Origin of the sequence: Photorhabdus sp. RM96S (assembly GCF_042879335.1) — a bacterium.
In the GTDB taxonomy this organism is placed as follows: Bacteria; Pseudomonadota; Gammaproteobacteria; order Enterobacterales; family Enterobacteriaceae; genus Photorhabdus; species Photorhabdus kayaii.
The window spans coordinates 1-24,993 of record NZ_JBHFKT010000034.1 but is presented as its reverse complement, the minus strand read 5'-3'; the positions used below and the strand labels follow the sequence as shown (position 1 = coordinate 24,993).

18 protein-coding genes and 1 tRNA gene are annotated in these 24,993 nt (G+C 47.5%); 8 read left to right on the top strand and 11 right to left on the bottom strand.

The genetic code is table 11. The features are described from left to right. Positions 1-6: 6 nt before the first annotated feature. Both frdC and frdD read left to right on the top strand, forming a co-directional pair. A complete protein-coding gene (frdC, locus tag ACGF49_RS18380; protein WP_113043732.1) occupies positions 7-399 on the top strand; it encodes a fumarate reductase subunit FrdC in 393 nt (130 codons plus the stop codon). 16 nt (positions 400-415) lie between these two features. Then, the gene (frdD, locus tag ACGF49_RS18375) at positions 416-769 is read left to right on the top strand and encodes a fumarate reductase subunit FrdD (protein ID WP_113043733.1); all 354 of its coding nucleotides are present in this window, start codon (positions 416-418) and stop codon (positions 767-769) included. A gap of 155 nt (positions 770-924) precedes the next feature. Here frdD and sugE read toward each other — a convergent pair whose 3' ends face one another. Together sugE and efp are read right to left on the bottom strand one after the other, a co-directional pair. Then, on the bottom strand, positions 925-1,239 hold the full coding sequence (gene sugE / locus ACGF49_RS18370; RefSeq protein ID WP_112895611.1) for a quaternary ammonium compound efflux SMR transporter SugE: 315 nt from the start codon (positions 1,237-1,239) through the stop codon (positions 925-927). A 235-nt stretch (positions 1,240-1,474) separates the two neighbouring features. Beyond that, a complete protein-coding gene (gene efp, locus ACGF49_RS18365) occupies positions 1,475-2,041 on the bottom strand; it encodes an elongation factor P (protein WP_036776062.1) in 567 nt (188 codons plus the stop codon). Positions 2,042-2,078: 37 nt separating this feature from the next. Here efp and epmB point away from each other — a divergent pair, with 37 nt between their 5' ends. After that, positions 2,079-3,107 carry an EF-P beta-lysylation protein EpmB gene (gene epmB, locus ACGF49_RS18360; RefSeq protein WP_113043734.1) on the top strand — a complete coding sequence of 343 codons (1,029 nt, stop codon included), beginning with the start codon at positions 2,079-2,081 and terminating at the stop codon, positions 3,105-3,107. A 58-nt stretch (positions 3,108-3,165) separates the two neighbouring features. Here epmB and ACGF49_RS18355 read toward each other — a convergent pair whose 3' ends face one another. The 6 genes from ACGF49_RS18355 to ACGF49_RS18330 form a co-directional block, all read right to left on the bottom strand. Continuing rightward, entirely contained in the window at positions 3,166-3,510 is a 345-nt protein-coding gene (locus ACGF49_RS18355; RefSeq protein WP_011148248.1) for a DUF4156 domain-containing protein, read from the bottom strand. A 561-nt stretch (positions 3,511-4,071) separates the two neighbouring features. After that, positions 4,072-4,269, bottom strand: coding sequence for a hypothetical protein (locus ACGF49_RS18350; RefSeq protein ID WP_146748124.1), 198 nt, complete (start codon positions 4,267-4,269; stop codon positions 4,072-4,074). Positions 4,270-4,408: 139 nt separating this feature from the next. Next, positions 4,409-5,290, bottom strand: coding sequence for a LysR family transcriptional regulator (locus ACGF49_RS18345; protein WP_228900959.1), 882 nt, complete (start codon positions 5,288-5,290; stop codon positions 4,409-4,411). Positions 5,291-5,965: 675 nt separating this feature from the next. Then, a complete protein-coding gene (groL, locus tag ACGF49_RS18340; RefSeq protein ID WP_113043736.1) occupies positions 5,966-7,612 on the bottom strand; it encodes a chaperonin GroEL in 1,647 nt (548 codons plus the stop codon). A 49-nt stretch (positions 7,613-7,661) separates the two neighbouring features. Then, the gene (locus ACGF49_RS18335; protein WP_036809429.1) at positions 7,662-7,955 is read right to left on the bottom strand and encodes a co-chaperone GroES; all 294 of its coding nucleotides are present in this window, start codon (positions 7,953-7,955) and stop codon (positions 7,662-7,664) included. 197 nt (positions 7,956-8,152) lie between these two features. Continuing rightward, the gene (locus tag ACGF49_RS18330) at positions 8,153-8,641 is read right to left on the bottom strand and encodes an FxsA family protein (protein WP_011148252.1); all 489 of its coding nucleotides are present in this window, start codon (positions 8,639-8,641) and stop codon (positions 8,153-8,155) included. 377 nt (positions 8,642-9,018) lie between these two features. On the opposite strand from ACGF49_RS18330, the gene aspA reads away from it, so the two are divergent. The 5 genes from aspA to ACGF49_RS18305 all read left to right on the top strand — a co-directional run bounded on the left by aspA (position 9,019) and on the right by ACGF49_RS18305 (position 14,599). After that, entirely contained in the window at positions 9,019-10,443 is a 1,425-nt protein-coding gene (gene aspA, locus ACGF49_RS18325; protein ID WP_113043737.1) for an aspartate ammonia-lyase, read from the top strand. 140 nt (positions 10,444-10,583) lie between these two features. Continuing rightward, positions 10,584-11,885: an anaerobic C4-dicarboxylate transporter gene (locus ACGF49_RS18320; RefSeq protein WP_113043738.1), complete on the top strand. Its 1,302-nt coding sequence runs from the start codon at positions 10,584-10,586 to the stop codon at positions 11,883-11,885. 192 nt (positions 11,886-12,077) lie between these two features. Then, positions 12,078-13,805 (top strand): protein-disulfide reductase DsbD, encoded by a 1,728-nt coding sequence (locus ACGF49_RS18315; RefSeq protein WP_113043739.1) that lies wholly within the window; start codon positions 12,078-12,080, stop codon positions 13,803-13,805. Between the two features lie 17 nt (positions 13,806-13,822). Continuing rightward, a complete protein-coding gene (locus ACGF49_RS18310; RefSeq protein WP_112878239.1) occupies positions 13,823-14,395 on the top strand; it encodes a transcriptional regulator in 573 nt (190 codons plus the stop codon). A gap of 128 nt (positions 14,396-14,523) precedes the next feature. Next, positions 14,524-14,599: transfer RNA gene (locus tag ACGF49_RS18305), tRNA-Phe, on the top strand. Between the two features lie 343 nt (positions 14,600-14,942). On the opposite strand, the gene ACGF49_RS18300 is transcribed toward ACGF49_RS18305, so the two are convergent. The 3 genes from ACGF49_RS18300 to ACGF49_RS18290 form a co-directional block, all read right to left on the bottom strand. Next, entirely contained in the window at positions 14,943-15,089 is a 147-nt protein-coding gene (locus tag ACGF49_RS18300) for a hypothetical protein (RefSeq protein ID WP_228900957.1), read from the bottom strand. A 181-nt stretch (positions 15,090-15,270) separates the two neighbouring features. After that, entirely contained in the window at positions 15,271-24,264 is an 8,994-nt protein-coding gene (gene mcf / locus ACGF49_RS18295) for an insecticidal toxin MCF (RefSeq protein WP_387492183.1), read from the bottom strand. A gap of 566 nt (positions 24,265-24,830) precedes the next feature. Then, the coding region (locus ACGF49_RS18290; RefSeq protein WP_387492208.1) for a transposase at positions 24,831-24,993 on the bottom strand (163 nt) is incomplete at its 5' end.

Here is a 24,993-nt window from a genome sequence, read left to right as displayed (position 1 = left end):
AAAGCAATGACGACTAAACGCAAACCTTATATCCGCAGCATGACTCCCAACTGGTGGCAGAAACTGGGCTTTTACCGCTTCTATATCCTGCGTGAAAGTACCGCAGTTACGACTATGTGGTTCAGTATCTTACTGATATACGGTCTATTCGCTCTAAAAGGCGGCACCCAAAGCTGGGATGAATTTGTCACGTTCCTGCAAAATCCCGTCATCCTGCTGATTAATATCATTACTCTGCTAGGTGCTCTGCTGCATACTAAAACCTGGTTTGAGCTAGCGCCGAAAGCAGCTAACGTCGTGATAAAAGGCGAAAAGATGGGACCTGGGCCAGTAATCAAACTGCTATGGGCCGTCACTATTATCGTCACCACGATTATCTTAGGTATAGCCTTACTTTAACCTCAAGGAGGATCTAATGAATCAAATACCTAAACGTTCCGATGAACCGATTTTTTGGGGATTATTTGGTGCTGGTGGTATGTGGGGCGCAATTGTGGCTCCAGCCATTATTTTACTAGTAGCCATCCTTTTACCATTGGGAGTAGCACCGGAAGCGTTAAGCTACACACGAATTCTAGCTTTCTGTCAGAGCCTTATTGGTCGTACGTTCCTATTACTGATGATTATTCTACCACTATGGTGCGGTTCACACCGTATCCACCACGGTATGCATGACCTGAAAATTCATATCCCTGCGAGTAAATGGATTTTCTACGGCCTGGCAGCGATTCTGAGTGTTGTCGCTATCATCGGCGTTTTTACTCTGTAGTCGAATAGCAGCGAGCTGAACACTATTTCTGCAATGCAGCGGCATCTGGATAAGAGGCATGAAGCTACGACAAAAAGTCGGTATTTCTTGATAAAGAATATCCCATATAGAAGCTGCACTGCCAAAATGTGAAACCTTTGGAGTGCAGTTCACTATTAACTGGACAATTTCAGACCGATAATACCGGCGATAATCAGAGCAAAACTTAAAATCCTGGCAAAACTTGCAGATTCACCAAACACTATAATGCCAAAAATAGCGGTACCCACTGCACCTATTCCAGTCCACACCGCATAAGCTGTACCTATTGGTAAGCCTTTCATTGCATAAGCAAGCAATCCCATACTGAGCGCCACAGCACCGGCTGTAATAAGGCTCGGTATCAACCGGGTGAAACCATGAGTATATTTCAGGCCAACCGCCCAGACGACTTCAAATAAACCAGCAATAACAAGAACAAACCAGGACATATCAACGCCCCATAATAGTGTTGTGGAGTCGTCTCCAGAAAACGGCAGTATATCCAGGTCGTCCCGGATAACCATTAGAAACAGTGATAAATTATAGTTGTGTAAAATGGCAATATCAATAACACAATATTGTGAGCTCAAAAGACATAAATAGCTATGCCCTCTGTATAATCACCAATAAAGAAAACCACAGCCTGCTTCCAGAACTGCGGCTTTTATCAAATACCGTCGGTAATTATTTTACGCGAGAAACGTATTCACCAGAACGGGTATCCACTTTAATCACTTCACCAATTTGAACGAACAGAGGTACTTTAACTACAGCACCTGTGCTCAAGGTTGCTGGTTTACCACCCGTACCTGCGGTATCACCTTTTAGACCTGGATCAGTATCAGTAATTTCTAATTCAACAAAGTTTGGTGGAGTCACAGAGATAGGCTGACCATTCCACAGCGTCAGGATACACTCAGCTTGTTCTACTAACCATTTCGCATTATCGCCAACTGCTTTTTCATCAGCCGCTAACTGTTCGAAGGTTTCGTTATTCATAAAGTGCCAAAACTCACCATCGTTATATAGGTAAGTCAGGTTCATATCCATCACGTCAGCAGATTCTACAGAGTCAGTAGATTTGAAGGTCTTTTCCAGCAGTTTACCGGAAATCAGCTTACGAATACGAACACGGGCAAACGCCTGACCTTTACCCGGCTTCACGAATTCACTTTCAAGAATAGCGCACGGCTCACCATCTAACATGATTTTAAGACCTGAACGGAATTCATTGGTACTATAAGTAGCCATGGAGATCCTCTTTTAAACAAAATGGCTTAGCCAAAAAATGGCGCACATTATAACCCCAAAGATCATCATCAGAGAAGACTGGTTGAAACAACTTACAGATGTTATTACCGATCCTGATGAATTATTACAATTATTATCTTTAGATAAACACCCGAACTTGACCAAGGGGAGCGGCGCACGTCGCCTGTTTCCACTACGGGTACCCAAGGCTTTTGTTGCGCGTATGCAAGTAAGCGATCCTAATGATCCGCTGTTACTTCAGGTCATAACGACACCCGAAGAATTCACGCTTACGCCGGGTTTTTCTACCGATCCTCTGGATGAACAGCGCAGTGCTGTCCCCGGTCTATTACATAAATACCGTAATCGCGCACTGTTGCTGGTTAAAGGAGGATGTGCAGTTAACTGCCGTTATTGCTTCCGACGTCATTTCCCATACGAAGATAACAAAGGTAATAAACGCAATTGGCAACAAGCGTTAGATTATATTCAGCAACATCCTGAACTTGATGAGATTATCTTCTCCGGCGGCGATCCTTTAATGGCAAAAGATCACGAACTTGACTGGTTAATCAGCAATCTGGAAAAGATTTCTCATATTAAACGACTGCGTATTCATACTCGTCTGCCTGTGGTTATTCCTGCCCGGATCACAACAACGCTTTGCGATCGACTGGCACAATCGAGATTACAGGTGATCATGGTGACACATATCAATCATGCTAATGAGATCGACCAATCCTTACAGAACAGTATGATGTTGCTGAAACAAGCAGGTATTACGTTACTAAATCAAAGTGTGCTGTTACGCGGTATCAATAATCATTCTGATACTCTGGCTGACCTGAGCAATGCTCTGTTCGATGTAGGTATCCTACCTTACTACATTCACGTGCTGGATAAAGTACAAGGAGCCTCTCATTTTATGGTCAGTGATGAAGAAGCCAAGGCGCTTATCCGGGAATTGCTGACAAAAATTTCAGGTTATTTAGTACCACGTCTCGCAAGGGAAATCGGCGGAGAACCGAGTAAGACACCTCTTGATTTGGGATTAAGACAAAACTAACAAAAATTCATGCCCGGATACTTTTCAGCCGGGCATATCATTCAAATTCTGAATGCCATTACTGGCATTTATAAACTTGACCAATCATTTTACTGTCCAGTGGCGCAAAGCTCGATAACAGACTTTCACTCGGACTGGTGACGCCATAAATCACATTTCCCCCCATGACTGCGGCTTTATTGCGTAAATCATTGGCTGCCCCACGCATTGAGCTGCTTTCATTACTTACACCAGTCATCCAATTGCTTTGAGTACCTGTTACTTCACCTAATAACTGGCACTCGCTACCTGGCTTAGTATCAACAAATCGAACCTGTGAACCACCAGAAGTTAATTGGTTAGTAGTTGTACACCCTGCCAATAGTAACAATACTGAAGCACTGAGCAAAACTTTAATTCGCATGTTTTTCCTCACCCATTGTTGGAAATTCGACAATTAGTCATCAATATACCTTGTTGTACACCAATGTCGCAAAAAATAATTTATAAAGTCATCCTTCAGTAAAATGTTTAGGTCAAAAATATTTTATGCCAAGGTGAATGCAGTAAGAAAACAGAGAAAAATAATCGAATAAATAATATGAATAAGTTTGATAAATGCTTTATCTTCAAAAAACATCACTCATTAATCAATACATAAATTATTTATCAAAAAAGCCTTTTATCCATGATATTGACTACCAGATAGAGCACTAAAAATATTATTATATGCAATACTAAAAGTCATAATGTAAATATTTAACTAATTCATTAACCTCCTTACAGCAAGATCTTGAATAAACTTATAATAATCATCTGACATATATTTCCCGTTGGCATATTTATATTTATTTTTCTATCTGATAAATTCAATTCCCATGTTGCGAATGATATTAAACTTAAACCATCTCACTCAAAATACTATTAAAATATCTATCGACAGTTTTGATTTGATAATATCTCACGACAATTCTTTATTGAGCAATTATCTGACGTTATATCCCATAAAAATTCCACATATTAATAGGATTAAGAAATTATACTTATACCCGTTATCTTTCAAGCTGCCTCTTTGTTGGCTGCACTCACTCACCCCGGTCACATCGTTATCTATGCTCCCGGGGATTCGCTCCCTTGCCGTCGCGATCCATCTTGAAATCCATAGGGTATATATGAATTTCATGTGGATTTTGTTGTGTGTAAATAATGATACTTTTTTAACATGGATGCAAAAAACTGTGCCCCATTTGGATAGAAATACCTCCATTGATACCACGATAATGGGCCATCAAACATTTTCGTGGCATCATATTTTCCGACTATCACCATCCATCACCAATGTGAATACGCTCTGTCAGATAGTCCAGAAATACCCGTATCCGTGATGGGAGTTGCCTACCTTGGCCGACAAAAACTGCATATATTTCTTCCTTATCGCCAGGATTATAGTTCTCAAGTACAGGTAGCAACAAACCGTTCCGAATATCAGCATCCACATGGAAACGAGCTAATCGTGCTAAGCCAAGTCCTGCTATTGCAGCTTTACGCATGGTTTCTCCATCACCAAGTAGCAAGTTCCCTGAAGGCAATTGTTGCCCACACTCTTCCGAATCGATGAAAGGCCAAGCTTTCATATGACGGGTAAAGCCAAAACCAAGTCGATTGTAGCGCCCCAGATCGCTAGGCATAGAGGGTATCCCCATCCTGTCAAGGTACGAAGGAGATCCCACCACAACCATTCGACTTGCCCCCAACTTGCGTACCATGAAGCATGAATCGTCCAGAGGACCGGTACGAATCGCCACATCGCTACGATCATCAAGTAAATCCACTATCAAGTCACATAATGAGATATCGAGAGTGATCTCTGGGTAGCGTTGCAGGAAATCCGGTAGTAAAGGCATCAAGCAATGTTTTCCAAACGCAACATGACAATTCACACGTATCCGTCCACGTAGCGCGGTTCCCTGATTTGCTTCTTGTTCTGCGGCTATGATGTCCTCCAAAATTCTGACACTACGTTCATAGAAAACAGAACCCTCAGCCGTTAATTGAAGTTTACGTGTCGTTCTATTCAACAGCCGTACACCAAGTCGCATCTCAAGCCGATTAATAAGCTTACTGACTGCTGATGGCGTCATGTCGAGCTTGCGAGCAGCGGCAGAGAGACTCTCCGACTCAATGACCTGAACGAATACAGCCATTTCGGTAGATCGATTAAATTTGTGCATAGATATTTGAATTATTTTCCAAAGTCCTATGAATAAATGAATTTTAGTCTAATAAACTCATTTTTTCTAAGTTTAAGGAAATATTTTTTTCCTTAAGAATTTCCCCTATGCCAAATCATCTTTATCACTTACTTACGCTTTTTAAGCTAATGAAGAGAACAATCACTTTGTAAAGCCATAGTTTCACATGGAGCAGGAGCAGAGTTGAACAAATTTTAACCACGGGTATAGCAGCACTACAGAAGGAAACAGAAGAAGAGAACGTTTAGCAAGAACAGTCTCTTGTATCGTTCATTGGAACATCAGCAAAAATAAAGTTGACGGGAAAGCACTTCAGCTATCCTAGTAGACTTATCACTTGGTAAACACGATGCCGTTTCATCACAATATTGGAGGCAACATCACTTCAACGTACATTTTTCATGAATATTACGGAAATACAGGCTTTCACCCCTATCTGAAATCAGACCCGGAGACCGATATCCAGGCTTGAACCTCAGCCCGGATATCGGATTTTTTTAAATGCTATTTTAGCGGGGTGGGAATATTCACCACGATATTAATCGATGGCCACTATTAATCCGGTGACCACTATTAATCGATGACCACTATGGACGTAACCCGCTCGGCTAGCGACCTACGCGGCTATTACATCATGCCGCCCATACCGCCCATGCCACCCATACCGCCTGCTGCACCTAAATCAGCTTTATCATCTTTAGGCAGATCAGTGATCATACATTCAGTGGTGATCATCAGACCAGCGATAGATGCTGCAAATTGCAGTGCAGAACGGGTCACTTTGGTTGGATCCAAAATACCCATTGCGATCATATCGCCATACTGTTCAGTCGTTGCGTTATAACCGTAGTTGCCTTCACCTGCTTTCACGCTGTTTGCGATAACAGATGGCTCTTCACCTGAGTTATCAACGATCTGACGTAAAGGAGCTTCCATCGCACGCATTGCAACACGGATACCTACGTTTTGATCTTCGTTATCGCCTTTCAGACCAGCAATAGCCGCTGCAACGCGAACCAGTGCAACACCACCACCAGCGACTACGCCTTCTTCTACTGCTGCGCGAGTTGCATGCAAAGCATCGTCAACGCGAGCGCGTTTTTCTTTCATTTCAACTTCTGTTGCAGCACCAACTTTGATAACAGCAACACCACCAGCCAGTTTAGCTAGGCGCTCTTGCAGTTTTTCACGGTCATAATCAGAAGTGGACTCTTTGATCTGCTGATTGATCTGATTAACACGGCCTGTAATTGCAACTTCTTCACCAACGCCATCAATGATGGTGGTGGTATCTTTGTTGATAACGATACGTTTTGCCTGACCCAGATCTTCCAGAGTTGCTTTTTCCAACTCCAAGCCAATCTCTTCAGAAATAACATTACCGTTAGTCAAGACAGCGATATCTTGCAGCATAGCTTTACGGCGGTCACCGAAGCCAGGCGCTTTAACCGCAGCAACTTTGACGATGCCACGCATGGTATTAACAACCAGAGTTGCCAGTGCTTCACCTTCAACATCTTCAGCAACAATCAGCAAAGGCTTGCTTGCCTTAGCTACACCTTCCAGAACGGGTAACAGTTCACGGATGTTGGAGATTTTTTTATCTACCAGAAGAATATATGGGTTTTCTAATTCAACAGAACCGTTTTCTGGTTTGTTGATAAAATAAGGAGAGAGGTAACCACGGTCGAACTGCATACCTTCAACGACATCCAGCTCGTCTTCCAGGCCAGTACCTTCTTCAACGGTGATTACACCTTCTTTACCAACTCTATCCATCGCTTCCGCGATCAATTTACCCACAGTTTCGTCGGAATTCGCGGAGATAGTACCTACCTGAGCAATAGAGGTGGAATCTGAGCAAGGTACGGATAGCTTTTTCAGCTCTGCCACTGCTGCAACTACGGCTTTATCGATGCCACGTTTCAGATCCATTGGGTTCATGCCAGCGGCTACGGCTTTCAGACCTTCAGTAACAATAGACTGGGCCAATACAGTTGCAGTCGTTGTACCGTCGCCCGCAGCATCATTCGCTTTAGAGGCAACTTCTTTCACCATCTGAGCACCCATGTTTTCGAACTTGTCTTCCAGTTCAATTTCACGAGCGACGGTAACACCGTCTTTGGTGATTGTAGGAGCACCGAAAGATTTATCCAGCACAACGTTACGGCCTTTAGGGCCAAGGGTTACTTTTACTGCATCAGCAAGAATATTCACACCACGTAGCATCTTAACGCGAGCGTCGCTACCAAATTTTACGTCTTTAGCTGCCATTGTTTCTTTCCTTTAAATTCGTTCAGTTAAGAAGATCTAAGCGCAACAATTACGCTTCAACAATTGCCAGAATGTCGCTTTCAGACATGATCAACACTTCTTCGTTATCGATCTTCTCTGATTTAACACCGTAACCATCGTTAAAAATAACGATATCTCCAACTTTCACACACAGTGCTTTTACATCACCGTTTTCAAGGATGCGGCCATTGCCCACAGCCAAAACTTCGCCACGAGTGGATTTACCCGCAGCAGTGCCAGTCAGCACAATACCGCCAGCAGATTTTGATTCAACTTCTTTACGCTTGACGATTACACGATCATGCAATGGACGAATATTCATTGATAGCTCTCCTATAAGAAAGTCCATATCAGGTAAGAGGATTGATACCAGTACGCTTTCATTAAACCAGTATCATAATAAATTAAATGGGGACCTATTTATGATACTTCAAGGGCAGGCAAAAAAATATTTTACTTTTTTCTTGCCCACAGAAAAAAACCGATGATTAAACCAAACATTCAGAAAATGACCGCTTATCAATGAGGCTTATGCTCGTCGTCATCGGGTTTATGGTCTTTCAACGTTCGGGAGGGGTCATCCTGCTTACGCTCGTATTCCCCCTCAAAAGTATTACTATCCCGTCTAAACCCACCACTATTATGAGGACGATAGAAATTGATATGTGGCATCAGTTTCATCACTAATGTTTTTTGAACCGGTGGCAATAACAACAACAATCCAAGAAAATCCGTAAAAAAACCGGGGAGGAGTAACAGGAAACCCGCCAGTAAAAGAGAGACGCTTTTTATCATTTCCGCAGCCGGACTCTCCCCATTAATCAGCTTCTGCTGGATCTGAATAAAATTCTTTATGCCCTGACTGCGTACCAAAGAGATACCGATACAAGAAGTAAACAACACCAGTAACAGAGTCAACAGTACACCTAGTTCAGAGGCAACACGCACAAATAAGGCTGACTCGATATAGACAAGCAAAAATATCAGGATAAATGGCAACCAACGCACTTGGTGCTCCTTCAATTGATTTGGATGAACAGATTGTATCCTGAATAAATCATATCAACAAAATCCAAGGGACAACCAAATTAATATTTTTTCAGTTTATTAAAGATATAATTGGGGTCACAGCTATCGTTTTCAATCCGCTGAAAATCCTTCTAATTAGATACAAAATTGTGATAAATATCACATATATCAAATCAGACCAAACAAATACCACTATAAAGTGATCCAGATTCAATGCATTTATTGCTAACCAGCATATGATCACGCTGGCAATCCGGTGATAAAAAGTTCATATCATAACTATTGCAGTTGGCAACATAATGATTTAATGAACGCATAATTAGACAGTAAAAACGTCATCTAATAAGAAGGTTCTCATGTCAAACAACATTCGTATCGAAGAAGACCTGTTAGGTAAACGAGAAGTCCCTGCTGAAGCCTATTATGGTATTCACACCTTACGTGCGATTGAAAACTTCCATATCAGTAACAACACCATTAATGATGTACCCGAATTCATCCGTGGCATGGTGATGGTAAAAAAAGCCGCAGCCTTAGCTAACAAAGAGCTACAAACTATTCCTAAAAAAATTGCAGACATCATCATCAAAGCATGTGACGAAGTGCTCTATACCGGTAGATGCATGGATCAATTTCCGATCGATGTGTTTCAAGGCGGTGCCGGTACTTCACTCAACATGAATACCAATGAGGTTCTGGCAAACATTGGTCTGGAACTGTTAGGCCATAAAAAAGGCGAATATGAGTACCTGAATCCCAATGACCATCTGAATAAAAGCCAGTCAACTAACGACGCCTACCCAACTGGCTTCCGCATTTCAGTTTATAACTCCATCCTGAAACTGATCGAGTCTATTGAACTGTTAATTGTAGGTTTCGATAAAAAAGCCAAAGAATTTAATGATATCCTAAAAATGGGTCGTACCCAATTACAGGATGCTGTTCCCATGACACTGGGGCAGGAATTCAACGCATTCTCTATCCTGTTGAAAGAAGAAGTTAAAAACCTCAACCGAACCTCTGAATTATTGCTGGAAGTTAACCTTGGTGCTACTGCTATCGGTACCGGCTTGAATACAGCACCCGGTTATCAGAAATTGGCGGTTGAAAAACTGGCGGAAGTTTCAGGTTTACCTTGCGTACCAGCCGAAGACCTGATTGAAGCCACCTCTGACTGTGGGGCTTATGTTATGGTCCACGGTGCTCTGAAGCGCTTGGCTGTCAAACTGTCTAAAATCTGCAACGACCTGCGTTTACTTTCTTCTGGCCCTCGTGCTGGCCTGAATGAAATCAACCTACCAGAATTACAGGCAGGCTCTTCTATTATGCCGGCAAAAGTGAACCCAGTTATTCCAGAAGTTGTGAATCAGGTTTGCTTCAAAGTTATTGGTAACGATATTTGTGTTACTATGGCATCCGAAGCAGGCCAGTTACAGCTCAATGTAATGGAACCTGCTATCGGTCAGGCCATGTTTGAATCTATCTCCCTGCTAAGCAACGCTTGCCGCAACCTGGTAGAAAAATGCGTTAATGGCATCACGGCTAACAAAGAAGTTTGCGAAAATTTCGTATTCAACTCGATCGGTATCGTGACATATCTGAACCCATTCATCGGTCACCACAATGGTGACATTGTTGGTAAAATTTGTGCTGAAACCGGTAAAAGTGTTCGTGAAGTTGTGCTGGAACGAGGTCTACTGACCGAAACTCAATTGGATGACATCTTCTCTGTAGAGAACCTAAAATGCCCATCTTACAAGGCAAAACGTTTTGACGATTAAGTTGTTGAATATAATAAAAAATAGCTCTTAGCAACAAGGCACGCAACTCCAACTGGATAGCGTGCCTTTTTACTTCCCTACATGCACAAAGTATTAACCTAAAATTTTCAAATTTTTAATTATTTCAAGGAGTCACTATTATGTTAGCCGTAGAATTGATTATCGTTCTGCTGGCCATCTTCCTGGGTGCAAGATTAGGGGGAATTGGCATTGGATTTGCCGGTGGTCTTGGCGTTCTGGTGCTGGCTGTAATTGGCGTTAAACCAGGGCATATCCCATTTGATGTTATTTCCATCATTATGGCCGTTATCGCCGCTATCTCTGCAATGCAGGTTGCCGGAGGTCTGGATTATCTGGTTCAGCAAACTGAGAAACTGCTGCGTAAAAATCCAAAATACATCACGATACTCGCACCTATCGTTACCTATTTCCTGACACTGTTTGCAGGTACAGGTAACATCTCTCTGTCAGCGCTACCTGTTATTACTGAAGTTGCGAAAGAGCAAGGCATTAAGCCATGCCGTCCACTTTCCACTGCGGTTGTAGCGGCCCAAATTGGCATCACCGCCTCACCAATTTCCGCGGCGGTTGTTTATATGTCTTCTCTGATGGAAGGCCACGGCGTTAGCTATATCCATCTGTTAATGGTGCTATTACCATCCACTTTCGCCGCTATCGTTCTGATGTCTTTTATCATCTCCTGGGCGTTTAATTCCAAGTTGTCTGATGACCCTGTTTACTTAAAGCGCTTGGAAGATAACCTGATAACTCTGCGTGGCAGCAAACAAATTGAGATTAAACCAAGGGCTAAAACTTCCGTTCTGTTATTCCTGTCCGGTGTTATCAGTGTTGTTATTTATGCTATCTTCAATAGCCCAAGCATCGGTCTGGTTGAAGAACCCCTGATGAACACCACTCACGCCATCCTGATCATTATGCTGAGTGTCGCAACTATCACGACGATGTTCTGTTCAGTTGATACTGACGCCATTCTGAACTCCAGTACCTTTAAAGCGGGTATGAGCGCATGTATCTGTATTCTAGGTGTTGCATGGCTAGGAGATACTTTTGTACAGGCGAACATGGATTGGATTAAAGGCACCGCTGGAGACTTAATCCACTCTCAACCTTGGTTGCTAGCGATTATTTTCTTCTTCTGTTCCGCCCTACTCTATTCTCAGGCAGCCACCGCAAAAGCGTTGATGCCGATGGCTTTGGCTCTGAACGTCACTCCATTGACTGCCATTGCCTCTTTCTCCGCAGTTTCTGGGTTGTTTATTCTACCTACTTATCCAACCTTGGTTGCCGCAGTTCAAATGGATGACACCGGTACGACCCGTATCGGCCGTTTTGTATTTAATCATCCATTCTTTATCCCTGGCACCATTGGGGTTGCTCTAGCTGTTGCCTTCGGTTTCCTATTCGGCAGTATGATCCTTTAATTCTGCCTGCCAATAACCACTTAATATAGGGGCGTATATCATACCGCCCCTGCATACTCTCTTCTGCCAAGCGATATATTTTCTCTGAAAACCTTCAATAGCTGTCTTAATCTTAACCAGAACACTTTCTGGTCTGGCCGCCTTCGGTTATAGTGCTGAATCTGTTTCATTCGATTAGCGATCATTATCTTTATGATTAAACGTACTCTGATGCTATTTTTGCTGCTTTGCAGCCCCCTCCTTACCCCAACGGCAGCAAATGCGCTGTTTGAACAGCCGGGGCAAAACCCATATTTGCCAGTAGATCAGGCATTCATGTTTGATTTTCAGCAAAAAAACGACAAATTGACGTTAGACTGGCAGATCAAACCGGGTTATTACCTTTATCGCAAACAACTTCATATTGAGCCGCAACAGGCCACACTACGTAAAATCACGTTGCCACAAGGTACAGCTCATCGAGATGAATTCTTTGGTGAAACTGAAGTTTATTTCCAACAACTCATCGTCAATGTTCCTGTTACAAAGGCGAACAACAATTCTAATATCGTTGTCACTTATCAAGGCTGTGCCGCCGCAGGATATTGCTATCCACCAGAAACCCGCCTTGTTCCATTGAGTGCAGTTATTCCATCAAAAACAACTGACGCCATACCTGCTGAACCTGTTCACAAAACGCCAGAAAGTGCATCGAATGACCAACAACATTTACCATTCTCACCACTCTGGGCAATTTTGATTGGCATCGGTATCGCCTTTACACCTTGTGTACTACCGATGTATCCATTGATTTCCAGCATTATTCTTGGTAACCAACGCCCTAAAAGCCTGAGACAGATATTTTGGTTAGCGCTAAGCTATGTTCAAGGCATGGCAGTCACCTATACGCTACTTGGATTGATTGTAGCGGCTGCCGGTCTACAATTTCAGGCCGCACTGCAACATCCGTATGTACTGATCGGCTTATCAGTATTGTTTATTCTGCTGGCACTGTCGATGTTCGGCCTCTATTCTCTGCAACTGCCTTCCGCTGTTCAGACGCGCTTAGTCAACTGGAGTAACCAGCAAAAAAACGGTTCACTTTTCGGTGTATTCGCTATGGGTGCGTTAGCGGGATTAATTTGCTCTCCTTGTACTACAGCGCCTTTAAGTGCGATTCTGCTCTACATTGCTCAAAGTGGTAATACCGTGGCAGGTGGCCTAACCCTTTATCTTTACGCTTTGGGAATGGGATTACCGCTCATTGCTGTCACCCTATTTGGTCACAAACTCCTGCCACGCAGTGGGCCTTGGATGCAGTATGTTAAAGAAGCTTTTGGCTTCATTATTCTTGCGCTACCCGTTTTCCTGCTGGAAAGGGTTATCGGTGATGCATGGGGAATACGATTATGGAGCCTACTGGCAGTCAGTTTCCTGGGATGGGGATTTGTTCTGACGATTAGAAGCCAAAACGGTTGGGTACGAGTCATACAACTGATATTGTTAATTCTGATGCTGATAGCTACCCGCCCATTACAGGATTGGTTTTGGGGCACAACGGTTACACAACAGCCGCAACACAGCCTAAATTTCCGCCAGATAAATAATTGGCAGGAATTAGAACAGATAATGACACAAAACAGCCGTAAAACCGTTATGCTTGATTTCTATGCTGACTGGTGCACCGCTTGTAAAGAATTTGAAAAATATACTTTCAGCGATCCACAAGTTCAGTCACAACTAGGTGATACCTTACTGTTACAGGCCAATGTCACGAACAACAGCCCGCAACAGAAGCAGCTTTTAGAAAAACTTAGCGTTCGGGGATTGCCGACTATTTTGTTTTTTGATTCTCAGGGGAAAGAGATCCCCGATTCACGGGTAAATGGTTTTATGGATGCAACCCGCTTTAATGAGCATTTGCAACATCTGCCAAAATGATTCAGAAGGAGAACACCATGCAACGAGAACAAGTTCTTAGTCATGCCTTAAACTTACTGGAGCAACATGGCTTATCCATCACAACTGAGGTACTTTTTGGCTCGCTTAACATGGATATCGAATATCTCAAGCAGTTCTGGCCCGATCGGGAAGCTCTACTTTATGACTGCCTACGTTATCACGGCCAACAGATTGAAGTCTGGCAGCGACAGATATTACTGGATGAAACTCTGACACCAGAGCAGAAGTTACTGGCTCGTTACACAGCCCTTGATGAAAAAGTAAAGGAGAAACGCTACCCAGGCTGTCTATTTATCGCGGCCTGTAGCGCATTCCCTGAATCTGACCACCCTATCCATCAATTAGCTGAATTACAAAAACAGAGTTCTTCCCGTTACACCACCGAGCTATTACATCAACTAGATATTGAAGATTGCGAACTCGTTGCTAAACAGATGGAACTGATTCTGGAAGGTTGCCTGAGTAAGCTACTACTCAAACGGGATATTGGTGATATCACTACGGCAAAACTGCTGGCAGAAGATGTTTTAGCTATTGCCTTATGCCGCAAAAATGGTGCGTTAAGTTAACAAAAATCAGCCTAAGATAAACAACCACATAAATTCCGAGCAAAAAGAAAGCAATCAATCCGCTTTTATCATTTTTTATCAGAAAGGCATTGACGACTTAGGCTGAATACGGTTTAATGCGCCCCGTTGCCCGGATAGCTCAGTCGGTAGAGCAGAGGATTGAAAATCCTCGTGTCGGTGGTTCGATTCCGCCTCCGGGCACCAATTCAAAGTGCGCTTGTTGGGAGATAAAAACTTAACGGGCGACCAATACAAGAACCCGAATATATAACTGTAGTTAGTTTAGCTTTTCAGTATTTCGATATTGAATTGAACATAAGGGTTACCAAGCTAGGATGCCTAAAAATTTAAGCGTCCTTTTTTTGCTGGAACGCAATACTTACAAGTTCTATTGCAGCAGTCAATCCATCCAAACTAAAATCAATGAATTAATTAACACGATGTTGTTTATTATTGGTTGCTCAGCTTTCTTATTATTAATAAGAATAGGGTTAGTTATAAAAGATTGCCTCAGTTCAAAAAGATTCCCCATCTTGTAACAAGGAATTTATGTAGAAAAGACAGGTTCAGCATCGATATACAACATCAACTCACACTCCAACAAATGCGCAATCTTACTATTCCAAGTAACACCTTTCAGCCCGACCTGATGCAACACATATCCACGCAATGCCAGTACCTGCTGGCGGATCACTTAAGCAGGCCGATTGTTCACATCTGAAAACATCAGGAATGTATTCGCCACCTTGCAATAACTTGACCGTAAGCCTTCGATGGGTTTGATCATGATCTGCTTCTACTACAAGAGAAATGATTCGACCAGAGTCCGGAGACAGGAAGGGCTTTGCGCCCCTCCTGTGGTTTCTCCTGCTAACTCAAGACAGCGGTGGCACCAGCACCGCCTGCATAGCCTGACGGTTTTGCGGCAGGTGCTCGCGGGCACCTCCGATATCAGGGAACGAGGCCATAGCCCCGCTCAGCTTCGCTAGGCTCGGCCCCTCCGTGTCCGGGACAGCAACAACGGAATGAATCTCATGAAGCATGATGACGGGTTGTCTACTGGCCCAAGACAGCTCTACCAGCCCCCCTTTGGCGTAACTCCTCTGAGTAAAGTTCTTGGCCAGATGGTCCACTCTCATCACCAACGAAGAACCTTCCAGCTCGATTTGCAAATGCTGGTGCGTCATCGCCTGGCTACCGAACACCTTGCGCATCACCAAGGTCGTGCCATTAGCCGAGTCAGTCAGCATCAAATTATCATCATGGCGGCTCACGAGGATTTTTTCCGCATCAGCCACCGGCATGATCAAGCGGTCCAGGGCCTGGCCCGGGTCATCGTTGTCAATGATAACCGTGCGGTAATGCGACCACATCTCTTGGCTGAGGCGGTAGGTATCGTTATCGGCACTGCCATGCAACACCACACTGTCAACACCGGCGATCAGCGGTGGGGTCAAGTCGTCCCGGCGACCATCCGCGCCCCCGCCCCGAATCAACAGCGACGAACCAATACGCTCGACACTAGTGTAATGACTCAGCTTCTGCACATCATCGTCCTTGACCCGGTACAGTGCTTGGTTCGTTGGGCTGTACACATACGCGCCCTTCTTCCCGGCAGCAATTCCGATGAAACGCAGATTGTCTTTAGCCTGGATGCTACCGCAGGAGAACACTTGACCGCTGCCGACATCGAACCAGCCTTGTGTGTCATCGCCTTGCAAGGTCAGCACGCCTTTGGCTCGCCACTTACCAGCGATCTTAGCAAGTGCCTGTGGCAGACGAGCGAAGTTGTCCTGTTGCCAGCCTTTGTCGACGGCAACCAGCTGCAATTTGCCGTCATTGGTTCGCAATAGGATCTCGCCTTTGACGGTGGTCAGGCGTAGCCCGGCATCGACTTGCTCCGCCGCCTTGAGGTACAGTCCAGACTCCAGCTCACTGGCGGCGGGAAGCTGTGGCGAAACTTCAAGCACCTCGTCGGTACCGAACGCGGCAGCCAGCGCATCGGCAGTCATAGGCGGCTGACGATACAACTTGCCGCTGGCGGGTTCGAACAGTCGCGCACCGGAGCCATCCGCTTCAAAACCCAAGAACTGCAAACGCTTGTCTTGCAGGGGGGCCGAAGCCACGACTACCTGACCGTTGTGGTACCACACTGGCAGCAGGCTCTTGCCGTCGGTACCCTTGACCCCGAACACTGCCAGAGTAGCTCTGCCGTCAGCGACGCTAGCCAGGTCCTGCCACCAGTGGGTACGTCCCTTGAGCCAATGCTCGTTGACCGCTTCGTAGCTAAGCTGCCCCAGTGCATCGAGCCGGGCCACACGCCCATCCTCAGTGATGGCAAGCAGGCTGCCGTTCAGATTGACCAGGTTGGCTAACGCTGGAGTACTGATGCGTAATGCTGTGGGATGGCTGGCGTCGAGAACAGCCTGCCCGGGACCTTCCTGTCGGAACAGGGCCTTTTGCTCTTTACTGTAGAAGAAAAACACTTCCTTGCCGCCGGGCTGCGACATGCTCCCCGCTAACACCAGGTCGGCCGGGATCGGCCAGGCACTGCGGGTTTGTTCGTACTCTTTAAAGTGCGAGGTCTGATCTGCCAGTGGCGCCAGATTCGGCTTGATCAGTGTCCCGTCGCCGGGACGTATCCAGTAGCGGTGCGCCACGCCAGCCGCATCCACGCCGAACACAGTGACCAGCGCCGCACTGGTCGGCTGGATCAGCCGTGCGCCTAATATATACGTCGGAGTCTCACGCTGTATACTTTTGCTCTCGTAGTAGCCCTTGAGTATAGTCTTGAGCTCATCACTATGCTGGCTAGTACGTGCTAAAAGCTGGAGCAGCGCATCATCACCCACCGCACTAACCAACTCCATTCGATCATCGAGGATCCGATAGCACAGCTCAGCTTCCTTCTCTAGTTCAGCCTCCTTCTCTTTTAGTCGATAACGGCGTGCCAGGTAGACCGCATCCCCCTCCTGCCATAGCCGACTGATCTTACCCGCATTTTGATTAAACCATGGCTCAAACTGCGCATCGACCTGTCCGGTGGCGATGTCTACCCGCCACGCCGCCGCATTGTCGGCGTCGTAGAAATAGGCATAGTCCCCCATCACCACACCCAATTGGGCATGTCTGGTCTGTTCGTGGGTGGTGTTGGTGAACAACATCCGCTCCTTGCCTACATCGTAAAACGCTCGACCAACATCTCGCCCGTTGTGGCTGTAGTTCTCCACCACTACGTACTGCCCGTGCAACTGATGCGCTTTGGCCAGATCACTCAGGTGCTGCTCAATTTGCTGGCCGGGCACCTGCCACTTACTCGCATCTTCGCTTACCACCTGAGTTGTCAGGCCAGCAAAGTCAACTTCGCGCACCTCTCCCTTGCCGTTGACCACCAATACCTGCCCGTTCTGGGTCGGATCGAGTTCAACTACCACCCCGCCGACCACCAGTTGGTTCTTCGACACGCTGATGCTGTCACTGGCGAGCTGACTGCTATCGATGATCCAGCGCGACAATGCACTGGCGCTATCGCTCGTGAGCTTAACTTGGGTGCCTTCGTTGAGGCCGATCAGGTACTCGCCACCCGCTCCCTTGATCTCGTAGCGCAAAAAGCCGTGTAGCTCTTTGGGTAGCTCGGGCACCACCAGTTGCCGGTTGCGCTGATCGAGTATCACCTCGATTGGGGTGTCGACGTACTCATGATGAATCCTGCGGATTGTCTCCTCCCCCGGAAAGATATAGAAGTCGTAGTCAAACCGCTTGTCTTCCTCTAGCCTGCGTATCACGTCGAAACCAGCATCATGGCGTGTGGTGGCGCCAGGGAGCAACATGTATTCGTAGCTGATGTAGGACTTAGGTGTGCCCGGCAGGATCACGACATTGCTGTCGCCGTGTTCAAGAGGCCGGGAGATATCCTTGTAACCAATACCGCTACGCACTTCGATAGCCTGACCACGATCGTGGACCATTCGCGGAAAGTCACCGACCCAGAAGAAGTAATTGATTTTCCCCGAACCGGTAGATCCCGAATGGGTACGGTAGATGTACTGGCTGTCGAAGCTGATCTGGTTCCTGCGCAAGTCAAGGCTCTTGACTACCGCCCCGGCAAGAGGTACCAGCACCTTTTTCTCGTTGTCATATCGATAGCCATTGCCTTTGTACGCCTTGTCGACCGTATCAAAGTAACGGCCTACCGCCTTGGCATCCTCGGCGACTGCACCAAAGGCTTGAGCCAATGCCGTAAAGCCCACAGCGAGCCCGCCAAGGATCACGCTGGCTCCACCGAGTACCGCCCCGGCCGTCGAAGCACCGACCAAACCAGCCCCCACCCCGGCTGTACCAGTGACGAAGCTCGCCGAGTCGAACGCTAGCTGGGTACCGAACACCGCCTTCTGCACATCGTTCTCAGCGTAGGCCAGTTCATAAGCATCCAGACCGACCATAGCTCCGCCAAACAACACACCGGCACCTTCGTTGACGGTGTGGCCCAGGTTCGAAGCAAAGTCCTTTAACGAGGTTTCGGCGGCCACCACTTCACCGCGCAGCGCCGTACGCACCAACGCGGTGACCTTGGCTATATCCTGTACACCACCGTGAGCCATCTGGACCAAGTTGAGGTAGCTGTGGACCTTGAGCGCGGTGGCCAGATCAGGCGAATTCACTCCGCTTGCCGCATCGTGGCGGTTCTTGTCGGCAAACCACTGGATCAGCGTCTGAACCGCAAACCCGGCGTTCAGCCCATCCACCGGAGCGGCCTCGCCAACTCCGCCGCGAGGCCGTATCCGGCCGTGCTCTAGGGTAAAGTGCTCGTTCAGTACACCCATGCGCTCATCGACGAAGCGCCGGAATTCGACAAAGGTGCTATCGTCGGTGATCAACCAGCGGGTCTGCTCGGGTTGGTCACGGTTAATGAACTGGACCCGGTAGCTGCCTTTCCCCTGGTCTTCCGTCGTAGCGATAATCGGTAGCCAGCGGCTGTCCAGTTGGTGCTCTCGCGCCAGCCGGGTGCTGGCGACTTCGAACCGTGCGCCCCATTGCTCGGCATCAAAGGTCTTCAGTGCAGGACTCAGTCGCAAGTCTTCCATGACCCGCTCTTGTACACTCACCACCTGCTCGACCTGCCGCCGTTGCCCGATGACACTGGACAGTTCCTCGATTCGGGTCAGGTCAGACACGTTTAGGCCATTACCCACTGGTACCTCAGCCATCTTGCCGGTATCGATCTCAATCAGGTTGAAGGCTGGCGCCGATTTGCTGCCGAACGAGTCATAGTGCGCGGCCAGCCCGCGCACCACCAAGTGCTGCTCCATAGCCCTGGACAGACTCTTGGTGTTGTTGAAAGCAAAGATCCCGACATTCGGGTCATAGAAGTAGTAGCGACGGCCTTCGGCCGTGACAGTGCTCCCTACCATCATCGAGTGATTCTGGGTATTGAGTGCAAACATCGAGGTGCCGGTTGTTGCGGCCAGTCGCGACACCACCTCGGACAAATTGAACTGGCCCAGCTCCGTGGAAGCCTGAACGGCCTCAACATTGTAGTGCAGATTGATCAGGCTATTCTTGAGCAGCGTGGAGCTGCCCGCCTGCGGGTCAGCGGAGGCGAAAAACAGCTTTTGTACCAAGCTATTGACGCCGGCCTCTCCACCACCCGCCAATGCCACAGCCATGGTCCTGACCAAAGGGTAGCAACGGCCACCGGTTCGGTCACCGACCAGCGACAGATAAAAGTCCTGTGGTACTAAGCGGTCGAAGACACTGCCGGCGTCATGGAAGTCCTCACTGAACATTGCGGTCTGTCGCAGTACCTTATCAATGTACTCGGCCTGGCTGATTTCGGTGATGCGACCGCTCAAGGCACCCCGTTGCTCATGGGTAAGCTTTCCTTCAAGAAACAGGCGTTTCATCTCCAGAACCGACATTTTGTCATCCACTCCGGGGATCTTGATCTCTCGGAAGTTACGCAAACCATCATTGAACCCGCTATCCTGTGCCCCGCGCTGATAGGCCTCGGAGGCCGCGTAACGTTCTCCCACGCTGCTGGTGCGCTCCTCGCCTTGAATGGCCGTATCGTCAATCTGTACCACCGCAACGCTGCCATCTTTGGCTTTGATCTGCTGCCAGAGCCAAGTCTTTTCGACAGAACTGGCTTCACGCAATACTGGATCGTACTGCGCCCTGTAGTAGTCCTGTGTAAGATTGAGTTGCTTGATCTGCTGATCGATCAAGGCCGTATCACTTGAGGTACGTCGTGCTTCCTGGAGCTGGTAGCGTTTGTCCGCCACTTGGTCAATGTTGGCTTTGACCTTGGCCTGAACCGCTTCGCGCAACCGGGTCCATGCGGCAATTGCCGGATGCCCAGGAGAAAACGCCCCCTCTGTGTAGACGCCGTCGGTAACTCCTTTGACCGACACCCCAAACTGCGTCGCCACCGTTTTCAGTTGTTGGTGAACCTGCTCGCGGTAAGTGGCGAATTCGACCTGGTTGCGCTCCATCACCTGACTGCCGGCGACCTGAATCGAGAGTGGCTCCACACCACCGCGCAACTTCGGCCAGACCATCTGTCCATCTCGTTGATATTCCTGGCGCTGGAACACCAGTTGCCACTCGCCATTGACGTACTGCATGTACGCCGCAGCAAGGCCCTCAGTGGTACCGGATATCTGGTAATCCTTGTAGTCGACCGCCATCACCACATTGTCATACAGCAGCGAGCTGTTGAATCGGCCATCGTGGTAAACCCGGTAGGTATTGGCGTCGAGGCTGGTCACCACCAACGAGCCGCCCGACAGTGTCCCTGTGAACAGAAAACTCCCTGCGGCCGCATGCTTGGGAATGTCCACATAGGCGGGTACCGCATTGGCCTGGTTCGGGCCATTGTAGCCGAGGAAGTACGCCGACACGCTGCTTGAGGATATGCTATTGGCGTTTTGTTCAGTGTATTCGAGCTCGTATAAGCCTGACCCGACCTTCACCAACTGGGCACTCCCCTCTGCCGGGAGGCGCCCCGACCTGACCAGCACCTCAGCACTCATGGTGTGGGTTTTGGCGAACAGTGCAGGATCAGAGGCAAACTGATGGATGTCGTCACTGCCTTGTCGGGGCTCAAATCCATCACCTACAGACACCAGCCCAGCCTTGAGTTCGAGATCCTTCACCGCCTGCCCCAGCAGCGCCGGCCTTGGACCCATGTAGGTAAAACGCGGTGGATGGAATTCGTCAGCCGCTGGCAAGCCCTGATTAATGATCGGCAAGACCCGCGCCATCACTCCGTCATACAGTTCACCCTGCAACTCTCTCTTGCTGCCTTCGGCGCGGTACTTGTCGAACATCTGCAACATGTCCTTGCCGATACTGTTCGCACCCTCCGGTTCGTAACGCGCAGCGACATAGAGGGTTTCGAAGAACGAGTGATAGCCGTTACGAATCATGAATGCCGCATTAGCCATCTGGAATTGCCAATACTGCTTGACGCTCAATGCGCCACCGAACAATTCCGGCAAGGCATTGCTGACGGTCTGGGTGATCCCGGAAATCCCCCCCACGAACGGGGTGTCCAGGTCATTCATGTAGCGTGTGGCGTCATTCTTCGGGTCCGGACGGTACTGGTTGTAGCTGTGGTACTTATCGTCCTTGATCAGGTAAGAATCCTCGTGATACGTCTGCTCCTCAAGGCCGGTATTGAGGAGCAGATACGGATCGGGCTGATTCAACCGGTTATTGATCATGACCTTGCCGGCACCCAGCGCAGCGTGAGGATTGACCGGGACCGAGACCTTGGAAAAGCTATTGGCTACCAGAAACAAGGCATGGAACAAGACCTGTTTGCGCAAGCTCCTGCCCTCATTGCTCAACAGCGCCGCCTCAACCGCCGGGCGCAGTTGCGCATCGGCGCTCTCAAGGCCCTGGGGACCAGTCAGTAACAGGATGAGCAGTTTGTCGTCCAGCGAGTGCTCAACCGCGGCTTGATCGAAAACATGTACTTTCGGATTGCTTGGATGCTGTGCCGCATTGGCGCTAGCGACCCGCTGGATTTCCGCTTCGATGGCCCGAATGCGCCATTGTTCGTACAACGGTGCCAATAGCCCTCTGGCCTGGGCAATGTCACTTTGCACATAGCCATTTTGCAAGACCTTAACCACAGCCCGGTTCTTCACCAATCTCGTTGCCAGCCCAAACAGTAGCGGATCATTATCACTGCTTCGCCAAACCGAAGCGGCAAACGCCTGTTCCCACAGCGCTTTGTTTAGGTTATTACCCTTGATATCACGCATGTTGTTACGGAAATACTCCGGCGCCAACACCCCTGCGGGGGTGATGTGGTTACGCTCAAGCAAACGTACCAACTGCTGCTCGAACGCCTTGCGATCTTCGCTGCCTTTAAACAGACGACTGACCTTCGTACCGCCTTCACGCAGTTGCTCCAGCTTCTCGAAAAATGCGGCGTTGTATTGATACAGTATGTCGGTCTGCGCCTTGCTCAAGTGACTGCTGCTGACCTTGTCGTCGTCAACGCTCATCACCCCAAAGGGCGTCGCGGATAGGTAACCGTTGCCCTGGGGCATTTCCAACAAATACTGACGACTGGCAAAACCGACCGAACCTTCCAGCTCATGGATATTAACGAAAAGCCCGTCACGGTCCGGGTGGTAACCATTCTGGCGAAACCCCTCCAGGCCGATAGTCTGGAAGCTAGCGATATCAGCATTCTGGTTGATCAGGTCACTCAAGGCGCTTGCCAATGGTACCTCACGGGTGATGGTGGTATTCGAAACCTGGCCGGATACCTGAATCCCGACCTGATTCGGCACCTTGCGGTCAACGCTGGTCAGCAGCATTTTGTGACCGTTACCCAGCAACTGCGCCTTGAAGCCTTCACGCAAGGTGCTTTCCGAAACCAGGTAGTTGGCGAAGAACTTCTCAACGAACTCGGTTTTGACCAGCACCGAGCGAATTGGCGCATAGGTCGGCGAGCGAAAGGATGGCAGCTCACTCTTGAGCCGGTATTGTTGTTGCCAGGCTAGGGAGCGGGCTGCGGTACCGAAGGAGAAGTTGAATACCCTGTCCGCCGACACAACTAATCTGCCATTCTCCAGGAAGAAATCTTTGAAGCGGCCATCGGTGCTGGCATTAACTAGTGCGACGTTCATGCGGATGTAGCCAGGGCGCTCCTCCATCATCAGCAACGAAATATTTACCGGCAGATCATCGGAGGCCGGAGGCACCGTGGTCAGCCCGCCGAGAGCTGCGGCCTCTTCCGTAGAGGATGCTTTGAGTAAGGCGTTGTAGCGGGCATTGACCTCCTTGTAGGCCTGTAGTTCGGAAAACAGCGTCACGTATTTTGGGCTGAACGTGGAGGTAGCCACCTGTATAGTCAGTTGTTGTTCCAGACGCTTGATCTCGGTATCCAGCTTAGCCTGCTTGCCCGCCGCGTTCTCCCTCAGGGTCGTCGTCTTCAAGGTCTTAGAGCCGCCGGAATTGAGCATGGTCAAAGCCTTACGCCAAGTGCTGTCAAAGTGCGTTATGGCCATCTGCTGTCGGCTGTATAGCAGGATGTCGCGGTCCAGTTGCTGCTTGTAGGCGTTGATCGCCGGTGTGCCGGGCACATCGTTCATCTGCTGCCGTCTTTGCTGCAATGTCTGCAACTGGTCGCCAACAGAAACGGGGTTATCCTGCATCTGAAAATGCTGGGCAGCCAGCACACTCAGCGTACTCTGCTGCATTTCCTGTAACCGCTCGTCTACCTGCCTGATGTAGTCGGCACGCTCATCAGGCCTCATGTTAAACCATTCTGTCTGACGACTTGCTGCCTCAATCTGTCCATCTATCAGGGTATTGAGCAGATTCGTGAAGTCTTTGGATATATAAGCCATTGCAATGATCCTTGCCTGTTTTTAAGCGAAACCCTTCGCGCTGCGAAAAGCTGTTTGTCGTTTGTCGATACAGATTTGACATTCTCCTCGACCTAAAGACCATAACTGTAGGTACGAACGTATTCAGTTACCGCGGGGGTTCCCGCACATACGGTCGAGTCGAAGGCAGATGTCATTTTGCATTACTTTATTTAGGTGATAGTTACATATTATTGTTATTTATATTAGTGAATATTAGATAGTCAACATTTATTTGCTCTGTAGTTGTAGTCATAATTATCTCCTTTATTTTTCGTTTATATTTCAAATCACATAAATGATAACATCGCAATATAATTAATTTTTTGTATATTTAAATTAAAATTATTAAAAATATGAATTAGTTACATATGAAAATATTTTTTAATTATATTGTTGCGTTTTTTATAAAACGTTGAATAAATAATAACGAATCTTAGCAAGGTTATTTATTAGTGAATTGTTGTATCTGATTTTTGAGTTAGAGCGCGATATTTAAAAGTTCTACTGCAACTGTCAAGCAACCCCAATTAGGTTGTGTCCCTCAATTAAATAATGACCTTAAGAAATAAGCGGATACAACCTAATTTCACCATAGCAATATAATTTCTTGCTGTCTTTTCATAACGGGTGGCGATGCGACGATGCTCTTTGAGTCGACCAAAACATCTTTCTACAACATTTCTTCTTCGATACGTTTTATGGTCGAAT